Raw genomic sequence first — 20504 nt, 5'->3', positions numbered from 1 at the left:
TCGGTTAAATCCAGTCGAATGTGACTCCGGCCGGGCCTCGCCTGTTTTTGCCTTGCTTGACCTTCCTCTCGGCCATCATCCCAGACGGCAAAGACCAGGACGACGGATGATGGCAAAGGGAAGGTCAAACGAAACTACACGGTTTCCAAAGGCAATCTGGTTTGGCTGGCCCTCCCCTTATTGGTGACTGACTCAAGGATCGCCCGCCCCAGCTCACGAATGTCGGGCTCTTTCACAATGGAGTGATGAGTTCCCATGATGGAGATGACTTGCAGTTGCTCCTTGGGCATCAGCGCCTCCCAACCAATGCTGATATCACTACGGTTTTCTCCCATTGCTGAGAATAAAGTGACACGCACCGGCAGCGCGGGCGGCATGTAACGGTAGAGCGCCAGACCGATACTGCGGATCAGTGCCAGGTATCTTTTTGCAAGATCACTCTCTATACCTTCAGGAAGCAGACCTTGAACTTGCGTATAAGCCAACAAGGCCTCGAAATCCCGAGCAGCAGCCAAGTGTCTGACAGGCCCCTGACGTACATCAGGCGGCAGAAGCCTCAATAAGGCTTCGATCTCGTCGAAATCCGGCCTCTCATCGAGATGAGCGTACCCCCCCTCCTGCGCATCAAACAAATGCCGATAGTCGCTGGTGGTGTCGATAAGCCCGAGGAATTCTACCGTAGCACCGGCCCCTATCAGTTGATGGGCAATTTCATAGGCGATCGTTCCCCCGGCAGACCAGCCAGCGACGCGATACGGCCCCTGTGGCTGTATATGGCGGATCCCCTCAATGTAGCGTGAGGCCATTGCCTCGATAGTGGTGAGGTGTTCCTCCCCACTTTGCAGTCCGCTCGCCGAAAATCCATACACCGGAATGTCAGAGGGAATTTGCTTTGCCAACTGTTGGGCATAGCCGATATCCCCTGAGCCTTCATGAATGAGGAACAAAGGATGTTGAGCCCCCTCTTTGCGAATGGTGGTCAGATTCGGATGCAGAGCCTTGCTCAGACCGCTATGGCAAGACGCGGCAAGTTCACAGATTGTCGGGTGCATGAACAGATCGCCTAGTGCCACTTCGACCTCGAAGCGCTGACGCAGGCACGAAACCAGTTGCACCGCCAGCAGCGAATGCCCGCCCAATTCAAAGAAGTGGTCATGGCGACCCACCCGCTCCAGCCCCAGCAATGCCTGCCAGATCTCCGCCAGCGCATGCTCGATTTCACCTACCGGCGCCTCGTAACCACGACTGGCATAAGCGTCGTCTTCCGGCGCCGGCAATGCCCGACGATCCAGCTTGCCGTTCGGCGTCAGCGGGAAACGCGTCAGCGTTACAAAGGCACTCGGGATCATGTACTCCGCCAGCCCTTGCGACAGTTGCTCGCGCAACTGCGTAGCCGACAATACGGCGCCTTCCTGCGCCGTCAAATACGCCACCAGGCGTTTGTCTCCGGGACGGTGCTCGCGCGCCAGCACTACCGCCTCCCTGACCCCGGGGCAACCCGCAAGCTGCGACTCGATCTCGCCCAGTTCGATACGGTAGCCCCGAAGCTTGACCTGATCGTCGTTACGCCCCAGGTACTCGATATTGCCGTCTGCCAGCCAGCGCCCCAGATCGCCGCTCCTGTACATCCGCGCCGCCGGCTCGGTACTGAACGGATCTTCCAGGAAACGCTCCGCCGTCAACTCCGGACGATTCAGATAACCACGGGCAACCCCGATACCGCCGATATGGATCTCGCCGCTGACCCCGATCGGTACCGGCTGGCCGTGCGCATCCAACAGGTAAATCTGTGTATTCGCTATCGGATGGCCGATCGGAACGATACCGATATCCTGCTCTGCCACGTAATGCCATGCCGTGACGTCGATGGCTGCTTCGGTGGGTCCGTACAGATTGTGCAACTCGCTTTTCGGGAAATGTGCCTGGCCTTGCAATAGCAAAGCATGCGGCAGCGCTTCACCACTGCAAAGTACTCGCTTGAGCGTCGAACACCGGCCTGCTGGCGTCTGATTGACGAAGGCCTGCAGCATGGAAGGAACAAAGTGCAGCATGCTGATGCTTCGGCGCTCGATCACCTCCATCAGGTAGTGAGGGTCTTGATGCCCGCCGGGGCGGGCCATGACCAGTTGTGCCCCGGCCAGCAGAGGCAGGAAGATCTCCCAGACCGATACATCGAAACCGAAGGGCGTCTTCTGCAAGACACGATCGTCGGCTCCAATCCGGTATTCGCTCTTTGCCCACCACAACCGGTTGACGACGCCGTCATGCTGGTTGGCCACGCCTTTGGGTTTACCAGTGGAACCCGAGGTATAAATCACATAGGCCAGGTGTTGCGGTGTGATGGCCGGCACTACGGGATTATGTTCAGCCTCAACCTCCCAGTCGCCAGCTTGCAGGTCGAGCGTCGGCACCGCCAACTCGCCCAGCAACGTCCGGGTCTCGGCCTGCACCAGCACCGCCACCGGCGCGCTGTCTTCCAGCATGTAGCGCAATCGCTCGGACGGATACCCAGGATCCAGCGGCACATACGCACTGCCCGCCTTCAAAATACCCAGCAAGCCCACCACCATTTCCAGGCTGCGCTGCGCACAGATCGCGACCCGATCATCCGGCTGGATACCCAGGCCGATCAGGTAATGTGCCAGTCGATTCGCCCGGGCATTGAGTTCGCCATAAGTCAGGCTTCCGGTTTCATCGACCACCGCCAGGGCATCGGGCTGTTGTGCTACCTGTTCCTCGAACAGTTGATGGAGCAACTTGCCCGCCGGGTAAGCCGCTGCCGTATCGTTAAACGACTCCAATACCTGCCGACGTTGCTCGCAGGACAGCAGCGGCAGTTCTGCGACCGATTGCTGGTCATCCGCCACCATGGCTTCCAGAAGCACCTGCAGGTGCCCCGCCATCCGCTCGATCGTCGCACGCTCGAACAAATCACTCGCGTATTCCAGAGAGCCGATCAATCCGCCATCCGCCTCGACCAGCGCAAGCGACAGGTCGAACTGGGCCGTCGTGTGCGGCGCTTGCAGCGGCTCCAGACTCAGCTCCGGCAGACTGAGTTCGCCGCCGCCCGGGGTGTTGTTCAGCGCCAGCATGACCTGGAAGATCGGGCTATGGCCCAGGCTGCGCGGTGGTTGCAGCGCCTCCACCACCTGCTCGAACGGCAGGTCCTGATGCGCATGCGCCGCCAGCATGACCGCCTTGACCTGCTCCAGCAACGCCGCCACGCTCAGGCCCCCTTCCGGCCGGATGCGCAGCGCCAGTGTGTTGACGAAGAAGCCGATCAGCGACTCCAGTTCGCTGCGCGGACGATTTGCCACCGGCGTGCCGATCACCACATCGTCCTGCCCGCTGAAGCGGCTCAGCAGACTCGACCAGCCCGCCAGCAAGGTCATGAACAGCGTCGCACCGTGACGCTGACCCAACTGCCGCAATCCTGCCGTCAACTCTGGGCTCAGGGCCAGGCTCACCCGTCCGCCGGCATAACTGCGCAACGGTGGGCGGCGGTGGTCGGTTGGCAGCTCCAGCAAGGCCGGTGCGCCACTCAGGTGCTGCCGCCAGAACTCGACCTGCGTGTGCAGGGTTTCGCCCTGCAACCACTGCCGCTGCCACGCCGCGTAGTCGACATACTGGAAGGCCAGTGCCGGCAGAGGATCAGCCAGCCCCTGGCTGAAGGCGCGGTACAACGTACCGATTTCGTGCAGCAGAACGCCCGTCGACCAACCGTCCGAAACGATATGGTGCTGCGTCACCAGCAGGATGTGCTCTGTCTCCGACAGTTGCACAAGTCGTCCGCGAATCAGCGGACCGCTCGACAAGTCGAACGGCGCCAGCGCCTCCTCGCGAGCGAGCCGCTCTACGGCCTCGTGTTGCGTCTCGTCTTGCGTCTTGTGTTGTGCCGCGCTGTCCAGAGCGCGCAGGTCATGAGTGACCAGGGCGAACCCTTGAGTCGCCGGCGCGATCACCTGGATCGATTGGCCCTCGTGTAGGGCAAAGTGGGTGCGCAGGGTTTCGTGGCGCGCCACAATCCGGTCCAGCGTGGCCTGCAAGGCCTCGCTGTCCAATCGGCCGCGCAAGCGCAGTCCCGCCGGGATGTGATAGGCAGCCCCCGCCGCACGGTCCAGTTGATCGAGGAACCACAAGCGTTGTTGCGCCCACGACAGCGGCAATGGCAGATCGCGATCGACGAGCGTCAACGGCGTCTGCGCCGAGAGCCGGGCGCTCGCCACCTGACGTGCCAGACCTTGCAGTGTCGGTTCGGCAAACACATCCCGCAGCGCCACCTCGACTTCGAAGCGCTGACGCAGACGCGAAACCAGTTGCACCGCCAGTAACGAATGCCCGCCCAGTTCGAAGAAGTGGTCATGACGACCTACACGCTCCAGCCCCAGCAACGCCTGCCAGATATCTGCCAGCGCATGCTCAACGTCACCTGCCGGCGCCTCATAGACGCGACTGGCATAAGCGTCGTCCTCCGGCGCCGGCAATGCCCGACGATCCAGCTTGCCGCTCGGCGTTTGCGGAAAACGCGCCAGCGTAACGAAGGCACTCGGAATCATGTATTCCGCCAGCCCTTGCGACAGTTGCTCGCGCAACTGTGCCGCCGACAATACGGCACCTTCCTGCGCCGTCAGGTACGCCACCAGGCGTTTGTCGCCTGGACGGTGCTCGCGCACCAGCACCACCGCTTCCCTGACACCGGGGCACTCAGACAGTTGCGACTCGATCTCGCCCAGTTCGATACGAAAACCGCGTAGCTTGACCTGATCGTCGTTACGCCCCAGGTACTCGATATTGCCGTCCGCCAACCAGCGCCCCAGATCGCCGCTCCTGTACATGCGCGCCGCCGGCTCGGCACTGAACGGGTCATCCAGGAAACGCTCCGCCGTCAGTTCCGGCAGATTCAGATAGCCACGGGCAACCCCCGCGCCGCCGATATGGATCTCGCCAATGACCCCAATCGGTACCGGCTGGCCATGTGCATCCAACAGGTAAATCCGTGTATTCGCGATCGGACGACCTATCGGCAGTGAATGACCCGCTTGAACAGCGCTGTCGCACAGGTAAAAAGTAGAGTCACCCGCCGCTTCCGACGAACCGTAGAAATTCAGTATCGTGGCCGAAGGTAACCAAGCACGAGTGCGAGCAAGCAGGGAGGACGAAAACACCTCGCCACTGCAAACGATCAGCCGCTTTTCTGGCGAAACTTGTCGGTTCTCTATTCTCGACATTTCTTCCAGCAGTGAAGGGACAAGAACCAGACGGGTCAACTGATGCTCTGTAACCGCCTGCCATAGCTGTAGCGGATCCCTGGAGGCCAGCGGCGACACGATATGCAGCTGCGCGCCAAACAGTAAGGGCATCAGCGTTTCAGTCACCGAATCGAGAAAACTGATCGACGTTTTTTGTGCATGCTTTTCGAGTCGCTGACCACCGAAAGTGCTATGCATCCAGTAAAGACGGTTAACCATGGCCTGATGTGGACCGCCCACGCCTTTGGGTTTACCGGAGGAGCCCGAGGTATAAATCACATAGGCCAGGTGCTGCGGCGTGATGGCCGGCACTACAGGATTGTGTTCAGCTTCAACCTCCCACTCGGCATCTTGCAGATCGAGCGTCGGCACCGCCAACTCGCCCAGCAACGCCCGGGTCTCGGCCTGCACCAGCACCGCCACCGGCGTGCTGTCCTCCAGCATGTAGCGCAACCGCTGCTCCGGATACGCAGGATCCAGCGGCACATACGCGCCACCTGCCTTAAAAATCCCCAGCAAGCCCACCACCATTTCCAGGCTGCGTTGCGCACAGATCGCAACCCGATCATCCGGCTGGATACCCAGGCCGATCAGATAATGTGCCAGTCGATTCGCCCGCGTGTTGAGTTCGCCATAGGTCAGGCTTCCGGCGTCATCGACCACCGCCAGGGCATCGGGTTGTTGCGCCGCCTGCTCCTCGAACAGTTGATGGATCAACTTGTCCGCCGGGTAGGCCGCTGCCGTATCGTTGAAAGACTCCAACACCTGCCGACGTTGCTCGCAGGACAGCAGCGGCAGTTCTCCGACCGCTTGCTGGTCATCCGCCACCATGCCTTCCAGAAGCACCTGCAGGTGCCCCGCCATCCGTTCGATCGTCGCACGCTCGAACAGATCACTCGCGTATTCCAGAGAGCCGATCAAACCGCCATCCGCCTCGACCAGCGCAAGCGACAGGTCGAACTGGGCCGTCGTGTGCGGCGCTTGCAGCGGCTCCAGGCTCAGCTCCGGCAGGCTGAATTCGCCGCCGCCCGGGGTGTTGTTCAGCGCCAGCATGACCTGGAAGATCGGGCTATGACCCAGGCTGCGCGGGGGCTGCAGCGCCTCCACCACCTGCTCGAACGGCAGGTCCTGATGCGCATGCGCCGCCAGCATGACCGCCTTGACCTGCTCCAGCAACGCCGCCACGCTCAGGCCCCCTTCCGGCCGGATGCGCAGCGCCAGTGTGTTGACGAAGAAGCCGATCAGCGACTCCAGTTCGCTGCGCGGACGATTTGCCACCGGCGTGCCGATCACCACATCGTCCTGCCCGCTGAAGCGGCTCAACAGACTCGACCAGCCCGCCAGCAAGGTCATGAACAGCGTCGCACCGTGACGCTGACCCAATTGTCGCAACCCTGCCGTCAATGCCGGGCTCAGGGCCAGGCTCACCCGCCCGCCGGCATAACTGCGCAACGGTGGGCGGCGGTGGTCGGTTGGCAGCTCCAGCAAGGCCGGTGCGCCACTCAGGTGCTGCCGCCAAAAGTCGACCTGCGTTTGCAGGGTTTCGCCCTGCAACCACTGCCGCTGCCACGCCGCGTAGTCGACATACTGGAAGGCCAGTGCCGGCAGAGGGTCGGCCAGCCCCTGGCTGAAGGCCCGGTACAACGTACCGATTTCGTGCAGCAGAACGCCCGTCGACCAACCGTCCGAAACGATATGGTGCTGCGTCACCAGCAGGATGTGCTCTGTCTCCGACAGTTGCACAAGCCGCCCTCGAATCAGCGGACCCCTCGACAGGTCAAACGGCGCCAGCGCCTCCTCGCGAGCGAGCCGCTCTACGGCCTCGTGTTGCGTCTCATGTTGCGCCGCGCCGTCCAGCGGGCGCAGGTCATGAGTGACCAGGGCGAACCCTTGGGTCGCTGGCGCGATCACCTGGATCGCCTGACCCTCGTGCAAGGCAAAATGGGTGCGCAGGGTTTCATGACGCGCCACGATCCGGTCCAGCGTGGCCTGCAAGGCGTCTCTGTCCAATCGGCCGCGCAAGCGCAGTCCTGCAGGGATGTGATAAGCAGCACCCGCCGCCCGGTCCAGTTGATCGAGGAACCACAAGCGTTGCTGCGCCCACGACAGCGGCAAAGGTAGATCGCGATCCACCAGCGTCAACGGCGTCTGCGCCGAGAGCCGGGCGTTCGCCACCTGACGTGCCAGACCTTGCAGCGTCGGCTCGGCAAACACATCCCGCAGCGCCACTTCGACTTCGAAGCGCTGACGCAGACGCGACACCAGTTGTACCGCCAGTAACGAATGCCCGCCCAGTTCGAAGAAGTGGTCGTGGCGACCTACACGCTCCAGCCCCAGCAACGCCTGCCAGATCTGCGCCAGCGCATGCTCGACTTCACCTGCCGGCGCCTCGTAATCACGACTGGCATAAGCGTCGTCCTCCGGCGCCGGCAATGCCCGACGATCCAGCTTGCCGTTTGGCGTTAGCGGGAAACGCGCCAGCGTTACAAAGGCACTCGGGATCATGTACTCCGCCAGCCCTTGCGACAGTTGCTCGCGCAACTGCGTCGCCGACAACTCGACACCTTCCTGCGCCGTCAGGTACGCCACCAGGCGTTTGTCGCCGGGAAGGTGCTCGCGCACCAGCACCACCGCCTCCCTGACTCCAGGGCACTCAGACAGTCGCGACTCGATCTCGCCCAGCTCGATACGGAAGCCCCGAAGCTTGACCTGATCGTCGTTGCGTCCCAGGTACTCAATATTGCCGTCCGCCAACCAGCGCCCCAGATCGCCGCTCCTGTACATCCGCGCCGCCGGCTCGGCACTGAACGGGTCTTCCAGAAAACGCTCCGCCGTCAGTTCCGGCAGATTCAGATAGCCACGGGCAACCCCCGCACCGCCGATATGGATCTCGCCGCTGACCCCGATGGGCACCGGCTGGCCGTGTGCATCCAATAGGTAAATGCGTGTGTTGCCGATAGGGCGGCCAATAGGAATCGAGCGCGAATTGTCGGACAGCGCATGGATCTCATAGGTGCTGGCAAAGGTCGTTGTTTCCGTTGGTCCATAGCCATTGATCAGATGCCTCGGGCGATGGGCGCGGGACAAAACCTTCGCAACGCTCACTGGATCGAGCACATCCCCACCGACCAAGAGATATCGCAGCTTTGAGAAGGCAGCGGCGAGTACATCGACATATTCATTGAACAATCCAGCAGTCAACCATAAAGCGGTCACGCCACCTTCAATCAATACATGGTTCAAGCGCGCGGGATTGAGCAGCGTCGCCTGAGACACAACCAACAGTTTCGCCCCATTGAGCAGCGCACTCCAGATTTCCCAGGTCGAAGCGTCGAAGGCCGTATTGGCGCCATGCGCAACACAATCCTCTGTGGTGATCCTGGCGTAAGGATTATTGATAACCAGACGCAGCACACTGCGGTGTTCAATCAGCACGCCCTTCGGCACTCCCGAGGAGCCGGATGTATACATCACATAAGCCGGCATTCTCGACGTCAGCCCCAGGGCATCAAGATCCGGATTGCCACACGGCAGCCCACCGGTCCCTGAGGACAGGTCCACGCTGTCCAACACGACCTGCTGCACATTTACCGCCGGCAGGCATTCCTGCAGCGCCGCTTGCACCAGCACTGCTACCGGCGTGCTGTCTTCCAGCATGTAGCGCAATCGCTCAGGCGGATACCCAGGATCCAGCGGCACATAGGCACCACCCGCCTTCAGAATACCGAGCAAGCCCACCACCATTTCCAGGCTGCGCTGCGCACAGATCGCGACCCGATCATCCGGCTGGATACCCAGGCCGATCAGGTAATGTGCCAGTCGATTCGCCCGGGCGTTGAGTTCGCTATAGGTCAGGCTTGCGGTTTCATCGACCACCGCCAGGGCATCGGGCTGTTGTGCCGCCTGTTCCTCGAACAGTTGATGGAGCAACTTGTCCGCCGGGTAGGCCGCTGCCGTATCGTTGAACGACTCCAATACCTGCCGACGTTGCTCGCAGGACAGCAGCGGCAGTTCTCCGACCGCTTGCTGGTCATCCGCCACCATGCCTTCCAGAAGCACCTGCAGGTGCCCCGCCATCCGTTCGATCGTCGCACGCTCGAACAGATCACTCGCGTATTCCAGAGAGCCGATCAACCCGCCATCCGCCTCGACCAGCGCAAGCGACAGGTCGAACTGGGCCGTCGTGTGCGGCGCTTGCAGCGGCTCCAGGCTCAGCTCCGGCAGGCTGAGTTCGCCGCCGCCCGGGGTGTTGTTCAGCGCCAGCATGACCTGGAAGATCGGGCTATGACCCAGGCTGCGCGGTGGTTGCAACGCCTCCACCACCTGCTCGAACGGCAGGTCCTGATGCGCATGCGCCGCCAGCATGACCGTCTTGACCTGCTCCAGCAACGCCGCCACGCTCAGGCCCCCTTCCGGCCGGATGCGCAGCGCCAGTGTGTTGACGAAGAAGCCGATCAGCGACTCCAGTTCGCTGCGCGGACGATTCGCCACCGGCGTGCCGATCACCACATCGTCCTGCCCGCTGAAGCGGCTCAACAGACTCGACCAGCCCGCCAGCAAGGTCATGAACAGCGTCGCACCGTGACGCTGGCCCAACTGCCGCAACCCTGCCGTCAATGCCGGGCTCAGGGCCAGGCTCACCCGTCCGCCGGCATAACTGCGCAACGGTGGGCGGCGGTGGTCGGTTGGCAGCTCCAGCAAGGCCGGTGCGCCGCTCAGGTGCTGCCGCCAGAAGTCGACCTGCGTTTGCAGGGTTTCGCCCTGCAACCACTGCCGCTGCCACGCGGCGTAGTCGACATACTGGAAGGCCAGTGCCGGCAGAGGATCGGCCAGCCCCTGGCTGAAGGCGCGGTACAACATACCGATTTCGTGCAGCAGAACGCCCGTCGACCAACCGTCCGAAACGATATGGTGCTGGGTCACCAGCAGGATGTGCTCCATCTCCGACAGTTGCACAAGCCGCCCGCGAATCAGCGGACCGCTCGACAAGTCAAACGGCGCCAGCGCCTCCTCGCGAGCGAGCCGCTCCACCGCCTCGTGTTGCGCCGCGCCGTCCAGCGGGCGCAGGTCATGAGTGATCAGGGCGAACCCTTGAGTCGCCGGCGCGATCACCTGGATCGCCTGGCCCTCGTGCAAGGCAAAGTGGGTGCGCAGGGTTTCGTGGCGCGCCACGATCCGGTCCAGCGTGGCCTGCAAGGCCTCGCAGTTCAATCGGCCGCGCAACCGTAGTCCCGCCGGAATGTGATAGGCAGCCCCCGCCGCACGGTCCAGTTGATCGAGGAACCACAAGCGTTGCTGCGCCCACGACAGCGGCAATGGCAGATCGCGATCCACCAGCGTCAACGGCGTCTGCGCCGATAGCCGGGCGTTCGCCACCTGACGTGCCAGACCTTGCAGTGTCGGCTCGGCAAACACATCCCGCAGCGCCACTTCGACTTCGAAGCGCTGACGCAGACGCGACACCAGTTGTACCGCCAGTAACGAATGGCCACCCAGTTCGAAGAAGTGATCGTGGCGACCTACACGCTCCAGCCCCAGCAATACCTGCCAGATCTCTGCCAGCGCATGCTCGACGTCACCTGCCGGCGCCTCGTAACCACGACTGGCATAAGCGTCGTCCTCCGGCGCCGGCAATGCGCGTCGATCCAGCTTGCCGTTCGGCGTTAGCGGGAAACGCGCCAGCGTTACGAAGGCACTCGGAATCATGTACTCCGCCAGCCCTTGCGACAGTTGCTCGCGCAACTGCGCCGCCGACAACTCGACACCTTCCTGCGCCGTCAGGTACGCCACCAGGCGTTTGTCGCCGGGACGGTGCTCGCGCACCAGCACCACCGCTTCCCTGATCCCGGGGCAAGCCGCCAGCTGAGACTCGATCTCACCCAGCTCGATACGGAAGCCGCGGAGCTTGACCTGATCGTCGTTGCGCCCCAGATACTCGATATTGCCGTCCGCCAGCCAGCGTCCCAGATCGCCGCTCTTGTACATCCGCGCCGCAGGCTCGGCACTGAACGGGTCATCCAGGAAACGTTCCGCCGTCAGTTCCGGCATATTCAGATAGCCACGGGCAACCCCCGCACCGCCGATATGGATCTCGCCGCTGACCCCGATGGGCACCGGCTGGCCGTGTGTATCCAGCAGGTAAATCCGTGTGTTCGCGATCGGACGGCCAATTGGAAATACCGAAGACCGATAACAGTCGATATCGTCAACCAGTCTATGCCAGGCCACCACGTCGCTACACTCCGTGGGCCCGTAACTGTTAATGAATTCGGGCCTCGGCTCGGGAAGCATTTCCAGCCTGGCGACTTGAATAGGCTCTCCACCCAGTACCACCCGGCGAATGCTGTCAAGTTGCCTTGAATCGTTTGCGTCGATGAGCGTGTTGAACGCACTGGGTGAAAGATTGATATGGGTAATACGCTCGCGTTGAATCTGCTCCAGCAGCACCTCGGGAATGAAAGCCTCTCTGGCCAGGTGCAGTGTTCCACCGACCAATAACGGACCGAGAATATTTTTTTGTGTCAGATCGAAGCTATAGGAGGAAACAAGCAGTACGGCATCATCGGACGCCAGTTTCAGCTCGGCCAGATACCAGTGCATCAGGTTTAGAAAGCCCCTTTGCTCGATCAACACGCCCTTGGGTTGGCCGCTCGAGCCTGAGGTGTAGATCACATAGGCCAGATGATCCGGCTTGACGGCTCGCGCCACTGGATCATGGTCAGCCTCAGCTTCCCAGCACCCGCCTTCCAGGTCCAGCAGTGGCACCGCCAACTCGCCCGACAACGCCCGGGTCGCGCTCTGCACCAGCACCGCCGCCGGCGCGCTGTCTTCCAGCATGTAGCGCAACCGCTGCTCCGGATACGCCGGGTCCAGCGGCACGTAGGCAGCACCCGCCTTCAGGATCCCCAGCAAGCCCACCACCATTTCCGGGCTACGCTCCACGCAGATCGCCACCCGGTCATCCGGCCCGATGCCCAGGCCGATCAGATGATGCGCCAACTGGTTGGCGCGCGCATTCAGTTGCGCATAAGTGAATGTGCGCGCCTCAAATACCAGCGCAATCGCTTCTGGCGTTTTTTCTACTTGCGCTTCGAATAACTGATGGACGCAGGTGCCTTGCGGATAATCCACGGCCGTCGCATTCCACTCCTGCAGCAACTGACGCTCGGATCGCGGCAGCATCTCCAGACTGCGCAGCAACGACTCAGGTGAGTGTTCCAGCGCGTCAACCAGACTCTCCAGCGCCGTCTCCATGTAAGCACATACCCGCTGCGGATCGATCCCCGCCGTGGCTTGAACGGTCAGTGCAAAGCCCTCGCCCAGATCGTCCACAGCCAGTGTCAGCGGATAGTTGGTTCGCTCATTCCAGCCCAGGACCTCGATTCCGCCCCAGGCGCGGTCTCCCTGGTCCGAGACTTGCGGCTCGGCGCTGTGGCGGTAATTCAGCAGCGCGCTGAACAGCGGCAACGGCGGAGCAATGGCGCTGCAGCGTTGCGCCAGCGCCAACGACGCATGTTCGTGACCGAGCAGCGCGGTCAGGCGGGCATGCGTGGCCTTTACCCCCTCACGCACGCCTTGCTCACCGACGTTCAAGCACAACGGCAAGGTGTTGATGAACATCCCCAACGAGCGGTCGGCACCGTCGCCACCCTGCATGCGTCCCAGCAACACCGTACCGAACACCACGTCTTCCTGGCCCGACGTGCGCCCCAGCACCTGCGCCCAGGCCAGATGATGCAGGCTGGCAGCACTTACGCCCAGACTCCTGGCTTGCCGACGGATCCTGCCCGCCAGCTCTGCGGCCACTGCCTGCCTGGCTTGCTTGATGTCCCGACCGTCACCCTGCACATCGTGCAAACCGAATGGCAGCGTCGGCTCCGTCACCTGACCGAGCATTTCCTGGAAGAACGCTTCATGCGCCGCTTGGCTTAAGCCCAGTCGCGCCTGCGCCACATGGTTGCGATAGGGTACCGAATCCGGCAGTCCGGCTGCCTGCCCCAGCAGATCCGCCTGTACCTCATGTTGCACCACTTCCAGCGCCGTATGGTCCAGCACCATATGGTGAAACAGCAGAATCGCCACCCAGCGACTATTGGCTTCGTCGTAGGCGTAAGCCATCTTCATCAAGGGCGCTTTCGTCAAATCCAGCCGGTAATGCCTGGGGTCGAAGCGCTCCTGGAGTTGCTGTTCGATGTCTCCGTCGGCCGCCTTCAGCTCCAACGCTTCAACGGCCAATGGCGCTTCGCGCCAGACTGTCTGAACCGGCTCGTCCAGCCCCTCCCACAGCACCGCCGTTCTCAAGATGTCATGCCTGGCAATCACACCCTGAAGTGCCCGGACAAATGCCTTCAGGTGGTCTTCGCTTGGCAGCGCAAAACGCGTATTTAGCAAATAGGGGTCACCCTCGACCGACGCAAGGTGGTGGAACAACACCCCTTCCTGCAGTGGCGCCAGTGCATAGATATCCTGGACGTTCGCCGTCCCGCCTGGCACAGCACGCACAATCCGCTCGATGGCATCCTCGCTCAGGTCCGCGAGCGGCAACATCGACGGTGTAATTCGTGTGCACCCGACCACGATTCCGTTGGCGGGCACCTCTACCTCATGACCGTTACCCAATACCTCGGCAAACGCCGAAAGGGTTGGCTGGGCAAACAGCAGCCGCACATCCGCCGACAGTCCCGCTTGACGCATCCGGCCCATCAGACTGACGGCCAGTAGCGAATGCCCACCCAGTTCGAAGAAGTGATCGTGGCGACCCACCCGCTCGACACCAAGCAGCTCCTGCCAGATTTCGGCAAGCGCCGTCTCCACCGTCCCGCGCGGCGCTTCGTAGCCGCGGCTCACATAAGCGTCAGCCTCCGGCACAGGCAACGCCCGGCGATTCAACTTGCCGTTAGGTGTCAGCGGCCACCCCGGCAGTTTCACATACGCGGCTGGCACCATGTACTCCGGAAGACTCGCCTGCAAGGCCGCCCGTAGCGTCTGCACCGCAATAGTCTCTTTCGCTTCCCGCGTCGTGTAATACGCGATCAGACGTTTATCACCCGGCGTGTCTTCCCGGGCAATCACCACCGCCTCTCCGACACCAGGGCACCCAGCCAACTGCGCCTCAATCTCGCCCAACTCGATACGGAACCCGCGGAGCTTGACCTGATCGTCGTTGCGTCCCATGTACTCGATATTGCCGTCCGCCAGCCAACGACCCAAATCGCCGCTCCTGTACATCCGCGCCGTCGGGTCGTTGCTGAAACGGTCTTTCACGAACCGCTCTGCGGTCAGCGCATCACGATTCAAATAGCCGCGCGCGAGCTGTACACCCGCGATATAAATCTCGCCGCAGACGCCAACCGGGACCGGTTGCATGTGCGGGTCCAGCAGATACATCCGGGTATTGGCGACCGGCCGGCCGATCGGCACGATCCCCGCATGCAGGTCGGGCACACAGTGCCAGTAGGTGACGTCGACAGCGGCTTCAGTGGGGCCATACAGGTTGTGCAATTGCACATGTGCAAAGCGTTGCTCGAAGTGCTTTTGCAAACTATAGGGCAACGCCTCGCCGCTACAGAACACCTGCCGCAATGTGCTACAGGCCAGCGGGCCAGACTGATTGAGGAAGCTCTGCAACATGGACGGTACGAAATGCAATATCGTGACACCCGAGTCTGCGATCAACTCGGCCAGATACTCGGGGTCCTGATGGCCTCCCGGACGCGCGATCACCAATTGCGCACCCGCGAGCAAGGGTAGAAAAAATTCCCAGACCGACACGTCAAAACCGAACGGTGTCTTTTGCAAGACGCGGTCTTCGCGACTCAGCCGATATTGGTCCTGTGCCCACAACAGGCGGTTCACAATGGCGCGATGCTCGATCATCACGCCCTTGGGCTGACCGGTCGAACCCGAGGTATAGATCACATAAGCCAGGTGCTGTGGCGTGACCGTCGGCAACACGCGGTCATGCTCGGTTTCAGCCGCCCAGTTCACGCCTTGCAGATCCAGCACCGGCATCGCCAGCGCACCCAGCAAGTCCCGGGTCGTACGCTGCACCAGCACCGCCACTGGCGCGCTGTCCTCCAGCATGTAGCGCAACCGCTCCGGCGGATACCCAGGGTCCAGCGGCACGTAGGCACCACCCGCCTTCAGGATCCCCAGCAAGCCCACCACCATCTCCACACTGCGTTCCACACAGATCGCCACGCGGTCGTCCGGAGCAATGCCCAGTGACAGCAAAATATCAGCCACCTGATTGCTGCGTTCGTTGAGGTCCGCGTACGTCACACGCTCGTCGCCGCACACCAGTGCAAGCGCTTGAGGCTGCTGCTGCGCTTGCTGTTCGAAAAGTTGATGGACCAATAGATCCTGTGGCCAGGCCTGATGTGTCGCGTTGAACTCGACAAGCACTTGCCGACGTTCGGTTTCGCCCAAAAGCTCGATCGCGCCCACAACCTGGCGCTCGTTCTCGACCATCGCACGCAGCACCCGTTCCAGATACGCCACGTAGCGTTGGGCCGTCTCGCGGTCGAACAGCGCCGTCGCATATTCCAGCGAACCGACGATCCGTCCCTCCACCTCCGCCAAGTCGAGGGACACATCGTACTTGGTGGTGCGTGCTACCGAATCCAGCAGCGTTAGCTCCAGCCCCTCCAACGCCAGTTCTGCGGGCGGCGTGTTCTGCCACGACAGCATCGCCTGGAACAGCGGGCTATGGGACAAGCTGCGCACCGGCTTGAGCAACTCCACCACCTGCTCGAAAGGCAGATCCTGGTGTTCATAGGCCGCCAGCGTGCAGGCCTTGACGCGACTCAGCAATGCCTCGACCGCCGGATCGTCCGACACATTCACGCGCAACGCCAGGGTGTTGACAAAAAACCCGATCAGGCCCTCGACCTCAGCGCTCATCCGGTTCGCCACCGGCGAACCGATCACCACCTCATCCTGCCCGGACAAACGACTCAATACCGTCGCCCAGCCCGCCAGCAATGTCATGAACAGGGTCGTGCCGTGCCGCCGACTCAGCGCCTTGAGCTCATGGCTCAGCGTCGCATCCAGCACCACGGGCACCGCATCGCCCGTATAGTCCTGTTGCGCCGGACGTACACGATCAGAGGGCAACATCAGCAATGCCGGCGCATCGAGCAGAGCGGTCTGCCAGTAGGTGCTTTGCTTGTGCAATACCTCGCCGCTCAACCAGCCTCGTTGCCACACCGCATAGTCAGCGTACTGGATCGACAACTGCGGCAACGGGTCTGCATCAGCTTGGCAACCGCTCGCGTAGAGTGCTCCCAACTCGCGCGTCAACACGCCCATCGACCAGCCATCCGATACGATGTGGTGCATCGTCAACAGCAACACATGCTCGTCATCGCTCAGCCGAACCAGACTCCCTCGAATCAGCGGTCCCTGCTGAAGATCGAAGCGCCCAATGGCTTCTTCGTCCATCAGTCGTGCCAACTCACTCGAGCTATCGGCATGCGTCGTGAGATCGTACTTGCGCAACGGGCAGCCTGTTTCCTCGGGATGGATGCAGAGCACTACGGCCTGATCCCCGGTCTGGACAAACGTTGTGCGCAGTACTTCGTGACGCGCCACAATCCGGTTCAACGCACGCTGCAAGGCCGCCTCATCCAGCGCGCCGACGATGCGCAGCCCCGCCGGTATGTGGTAAGCAGCGCTGGCACCTTCCATCTGCGCCAGAAACCACAACCGTTGCTGAGCAAACGACAGCGGCAGTTGCGCCTCTCGTGACGTTGGCACAATCTGCGGCAGTGTATTGTTTTGTGCCTGCGCCACCACGCAGGCAAGCGCCTCGAGCTGCGGATTCGCGAATAACGCGGCCAGTTCCAATTCCACGCTCAAACGCTGCCGGACCAGGGAGATGAGCCTCATCGCCAGCAGCGAATGCCCACCCAGCTCGAAGAAGTGATCGTTGCGCCCCGCCCGATCGACACCGAGCAGCTCCTGCCAGATCTCCGCCAGCGCACGCTCGACTTCGCCTGCCGGCGCCTCGTAGTCACGACTGGCATAAGCGTCGTCCCCCGGCGCCGGCAATGCCCGTCGATCCAGCTTGCCGTTCGGCGTCAGCGGCCATTCGGACACTTTCACATACGCCGCCGGCACCATGTATTCCGGCAGCCTCGCCTGCAAGGCAGCACGCAACGTCTGCGCTGTCATGGCCTGTGCAGCTTCCTGCATCGTGTAGTACGCCGTCAGACGCTTTTCACCCGGCGTATCCTCCTGGGCAATCACCACCGCGTCTCTGATGTCCGCGATCTGCCTCAGTTGCGCCTCAATCTCGCCCAGCTCGATACGAACTCCCCGGAGCTTGACCTGATCGTCATTGCGCCCCAGGTACTCGATATTGCCGTCCGCCAACCAGCGCCCCAGATCGCCGGTCCTGTACATCCGCGCCGCCGTTTCGGCACTGAACGGGTCATCCAGAAAACGCTCCGCCGTCAGTTCCGGCCTGTTCAGATAACCCCGGGCAACCCCCGCGCCGCCGATATAAATCTCGCCGCTGACCCCGATAGGCACAGGCTGGCCGTGCGCATCCAACAGGTAAACCTGCGTATTGGCTATCGGACGGCCTATGTGCAATACCGACTGCGTTGCATCGATCAGACCGGATGTGGCCACAACCGTGGTCTCGGTCGGACCATAGTTGTTGATCAGCGCAACCCGACTATCCGGATTGGGAAACTGACGCAACCGGTCTCCACCGATCAGCAACGTTTGCAGCGACGCCGGCTCGATCCCTTGGGCGAACGCAATCTCGGCAATCGGCGTAGGCAAGAAGCTCACATCCAGTTCTTGCCGACGCCACCATCCCAGCAGCGCATCGACATCATTGCCAAGCGCTTGTCCAGGCAACAGCGACAGGCTGGCGCCCACGCACAGCGCTGGCCATAGTTCCCAGACGCAAGCATCGAAACCGACACCGGCCACGCTCGAAACCCGCTTGCGATGGGTCAGATTGAAAGCCTCGCAATGCCAGGCCACCAGGTTCACGAGATTGCGATGCTCGATCATCACGCCCTTGGGCTGGCCGGTCGAGCCCGAGGTATAGATCACATAAGCCAGGTGCTGTGGCGTGACCGTCGGCAACACGCGATCATGCCTCGCTTCAGCCGCCCAGTTCATGCTTTGCAGATCCAGCACCGGCATCGCCAGCGCACCCAGCAAGTCCCGGGTCGTACGCTGCACCAGCACCGCCACCGGCGCACTGTCCTCCAGCATGTAGCGCAACCGCTCCGGCGGATACCCAGGGTCCAGCGGCACGTAGGCAGCGCCCGCCTTCAGAATCCCCAGCAAGCCCACCACCATCTCAACACTGCGTTCCACACAGATCGCTACACGGTCGTCCGGAGCGATGCCCAGTGACAGCAAGGCATGAGCCACCTGATTACTGCGTTCGTTGAGTTCAGCGTAGGTCACGCGCTCGTCGCCGCAGACCAGTGCAAGCGCTTGGGGCTGCTGCTGCGCTTGCTGTTCGAAAAGCTGATGGACCAATAGATCCTGTTGCAAGGCCTGATGTGTTGCGTTGAACTCGACCAGCACTTGCCGGCGTTCCGCTTCCCCCATAAGCGCAAGCTGGCCAATCGGCGTCGATTCATGAGCGGCAACCGACTCCAGGAGCAGCGTAATGCGGTCCCGAATCCGCTCAACTTCGTCCGGGCGAAAGCAGGCCAGATTGAAGTTGAAGTCGACGACTACGTCTTCATCCGAATAGTAATCACAGATAGCGATTGAGAGCGGCGTCTGATCGAAGCCGCTGTACATCCTGATCGCCTTCGAAGGGGCGCCGCCAAAGAAAAAGTCTGCGTCAAATTTTTCGAATGAAAGCGTGATATCGAAGATCTGCTTGCGCCTGGAATGGCCAATATTCAGGGCGCGATTCAGTTCCGCAATCGGGAAGTGCTCGTGGCGGTAGCAGCGTCGCAATTCGGCGGCCACATCGCCCATCAATTCGAGCAGGGAGCGATTAGGGTCAACCCGTACGCCGATCGGGATGACGGAAGAAAACATCCCGATCGTCTGTTTATGGCGGGCCGTCGTGCGGTTATGCAGGGGCATGCCAATGATGACTTCTTCTGCACCACCGACGCGTGAAAAATAGGCACTGACGACTGCAAAGAACACCGTGACAGGAGAAAGGCCATGCTCGGTGGCAACCGCGGCCACAGCATTGAACAGGTCACGCTTGATCGTCGAGCGAATATGACCGCTCTTGCACATCGAACCCACGGCATGGTCGCCGGACCACTGCAGCAGGGATGGCGGTATTTTTGCGTAGCGTTCGCGCCAAAACGACCGGTCACGCTCCAGGCGCGGCGAATTCAGATAGGCCTGGTCTTTGACCAGGAAGTCTCTGTAGGAAGGGCCTTCCTCGAGCTCGTCGATGCCCACCAGTAAATTGTTGTAGGCCTTCGCGACTGCATGGCAAAACAGCGTCGCCCCTGAGCCGTCCATGACCAAATGATGGTAGCGACCCAGCCAGTAGTGACGGGATGCACTGCACCGTACGAGCTGCGCCTCCCAAAGAATGCCTGCCAATGGATTGAAGGGTCGGGAAAATGCGTGTTGAAGGTATTCCTGCGCTCGCTCGACGCTGTCAACGTAGTCTGAAAAGTCGACGAGTTCGAGTGTGATATCGACAGATGGCAACACTCTCTGCCGGGCTATATCACCCTCTTGGAACAAGGCAAGTCGTAGCGCATCATTATGCCTGACAACGAGATTGATAGCCTTCTCGAACATTGGAATATCGAGATCACCCTTGATCTCCAGCTTCATGCCAATGTTGTACAGCGGTATGTCCGGATTCGCTATCTGACCGAGCCAGATACCCTGCTGTACAGAAGATAGTTCATACGAGACATTGGAGTTGTTCGATACGTGTTGATGCGACGACGTCATGCGTAAACATCCCTGATTTTAATATCCTTTCGGGAGCCGAGTGACGATGTCCGCGGCCCTGCCGAATTCCTGGCGTGCTGGCCAAGTTCCATACAGAACTCGGCAGTTACAGCACAAGTTTGTCGCAGATAAACCGGATGTCAGAACCTGGCTTGCCCTGTCTGCATGACTGCCATAGGGACCTGGGAGAATGTCATTGATGTGCCGACAGTACCGGCTAGTAGCACCTTGATACTTCCGGACTGCGGGTTTCTCTATTTTCCCCTAAGTCGTGAACGGTTCGAACCGACGAAAAAAAGACCCTGACCCCGGATAAGCTGCTAGGCCTGCAATAATAGC

The 20504-nt window shown here is 61.3% G+C and carries 1 protein-coding gene; it reads right to left on the bottom strand.

Going from position 1 to position 20504, the window contains the following annotated elements; genetic code table 11:
- Window positions 1–134: 134 nt before the first annotated feature.
- Window positions 135–20165, bottom strand: a complete 20031-nt coding sequence (locus JOE34_RS13280) for a non-ribosomal peptide synthetase (protein WP_209995936.1) — start codon at window positions 20163–20165, stop codon at window positions 135–137.
- Between the last annotated feature and the right edge of the window lie 339 nt (window positions 20166–20504).

The sequence above is a fragment of the Pseudomonas sp. PvP028 genome (assembly GCF_017832255.1).
Classification (GTDB): Bacteria; Pseudomonadota; Gammaproteobacteria; order Pseudomonadales; family Pseudomonadaceae; genus Aquipseudomonas; species Aquipseudomonas syringae.
This window is presented reverse-complemented; position numbering and strand designations above follow the sequence as displayed.

Bases quoted from the DNA above. Each gene is read 5' to 3' on its own strand.
- JOE34_RS13280 (WP_209995936.1), bottom strand. From the start codon at position 20,165: ATGACGTCGTCGCATCAACACGTATCGAACAACTCCAATGTCTCGTAT.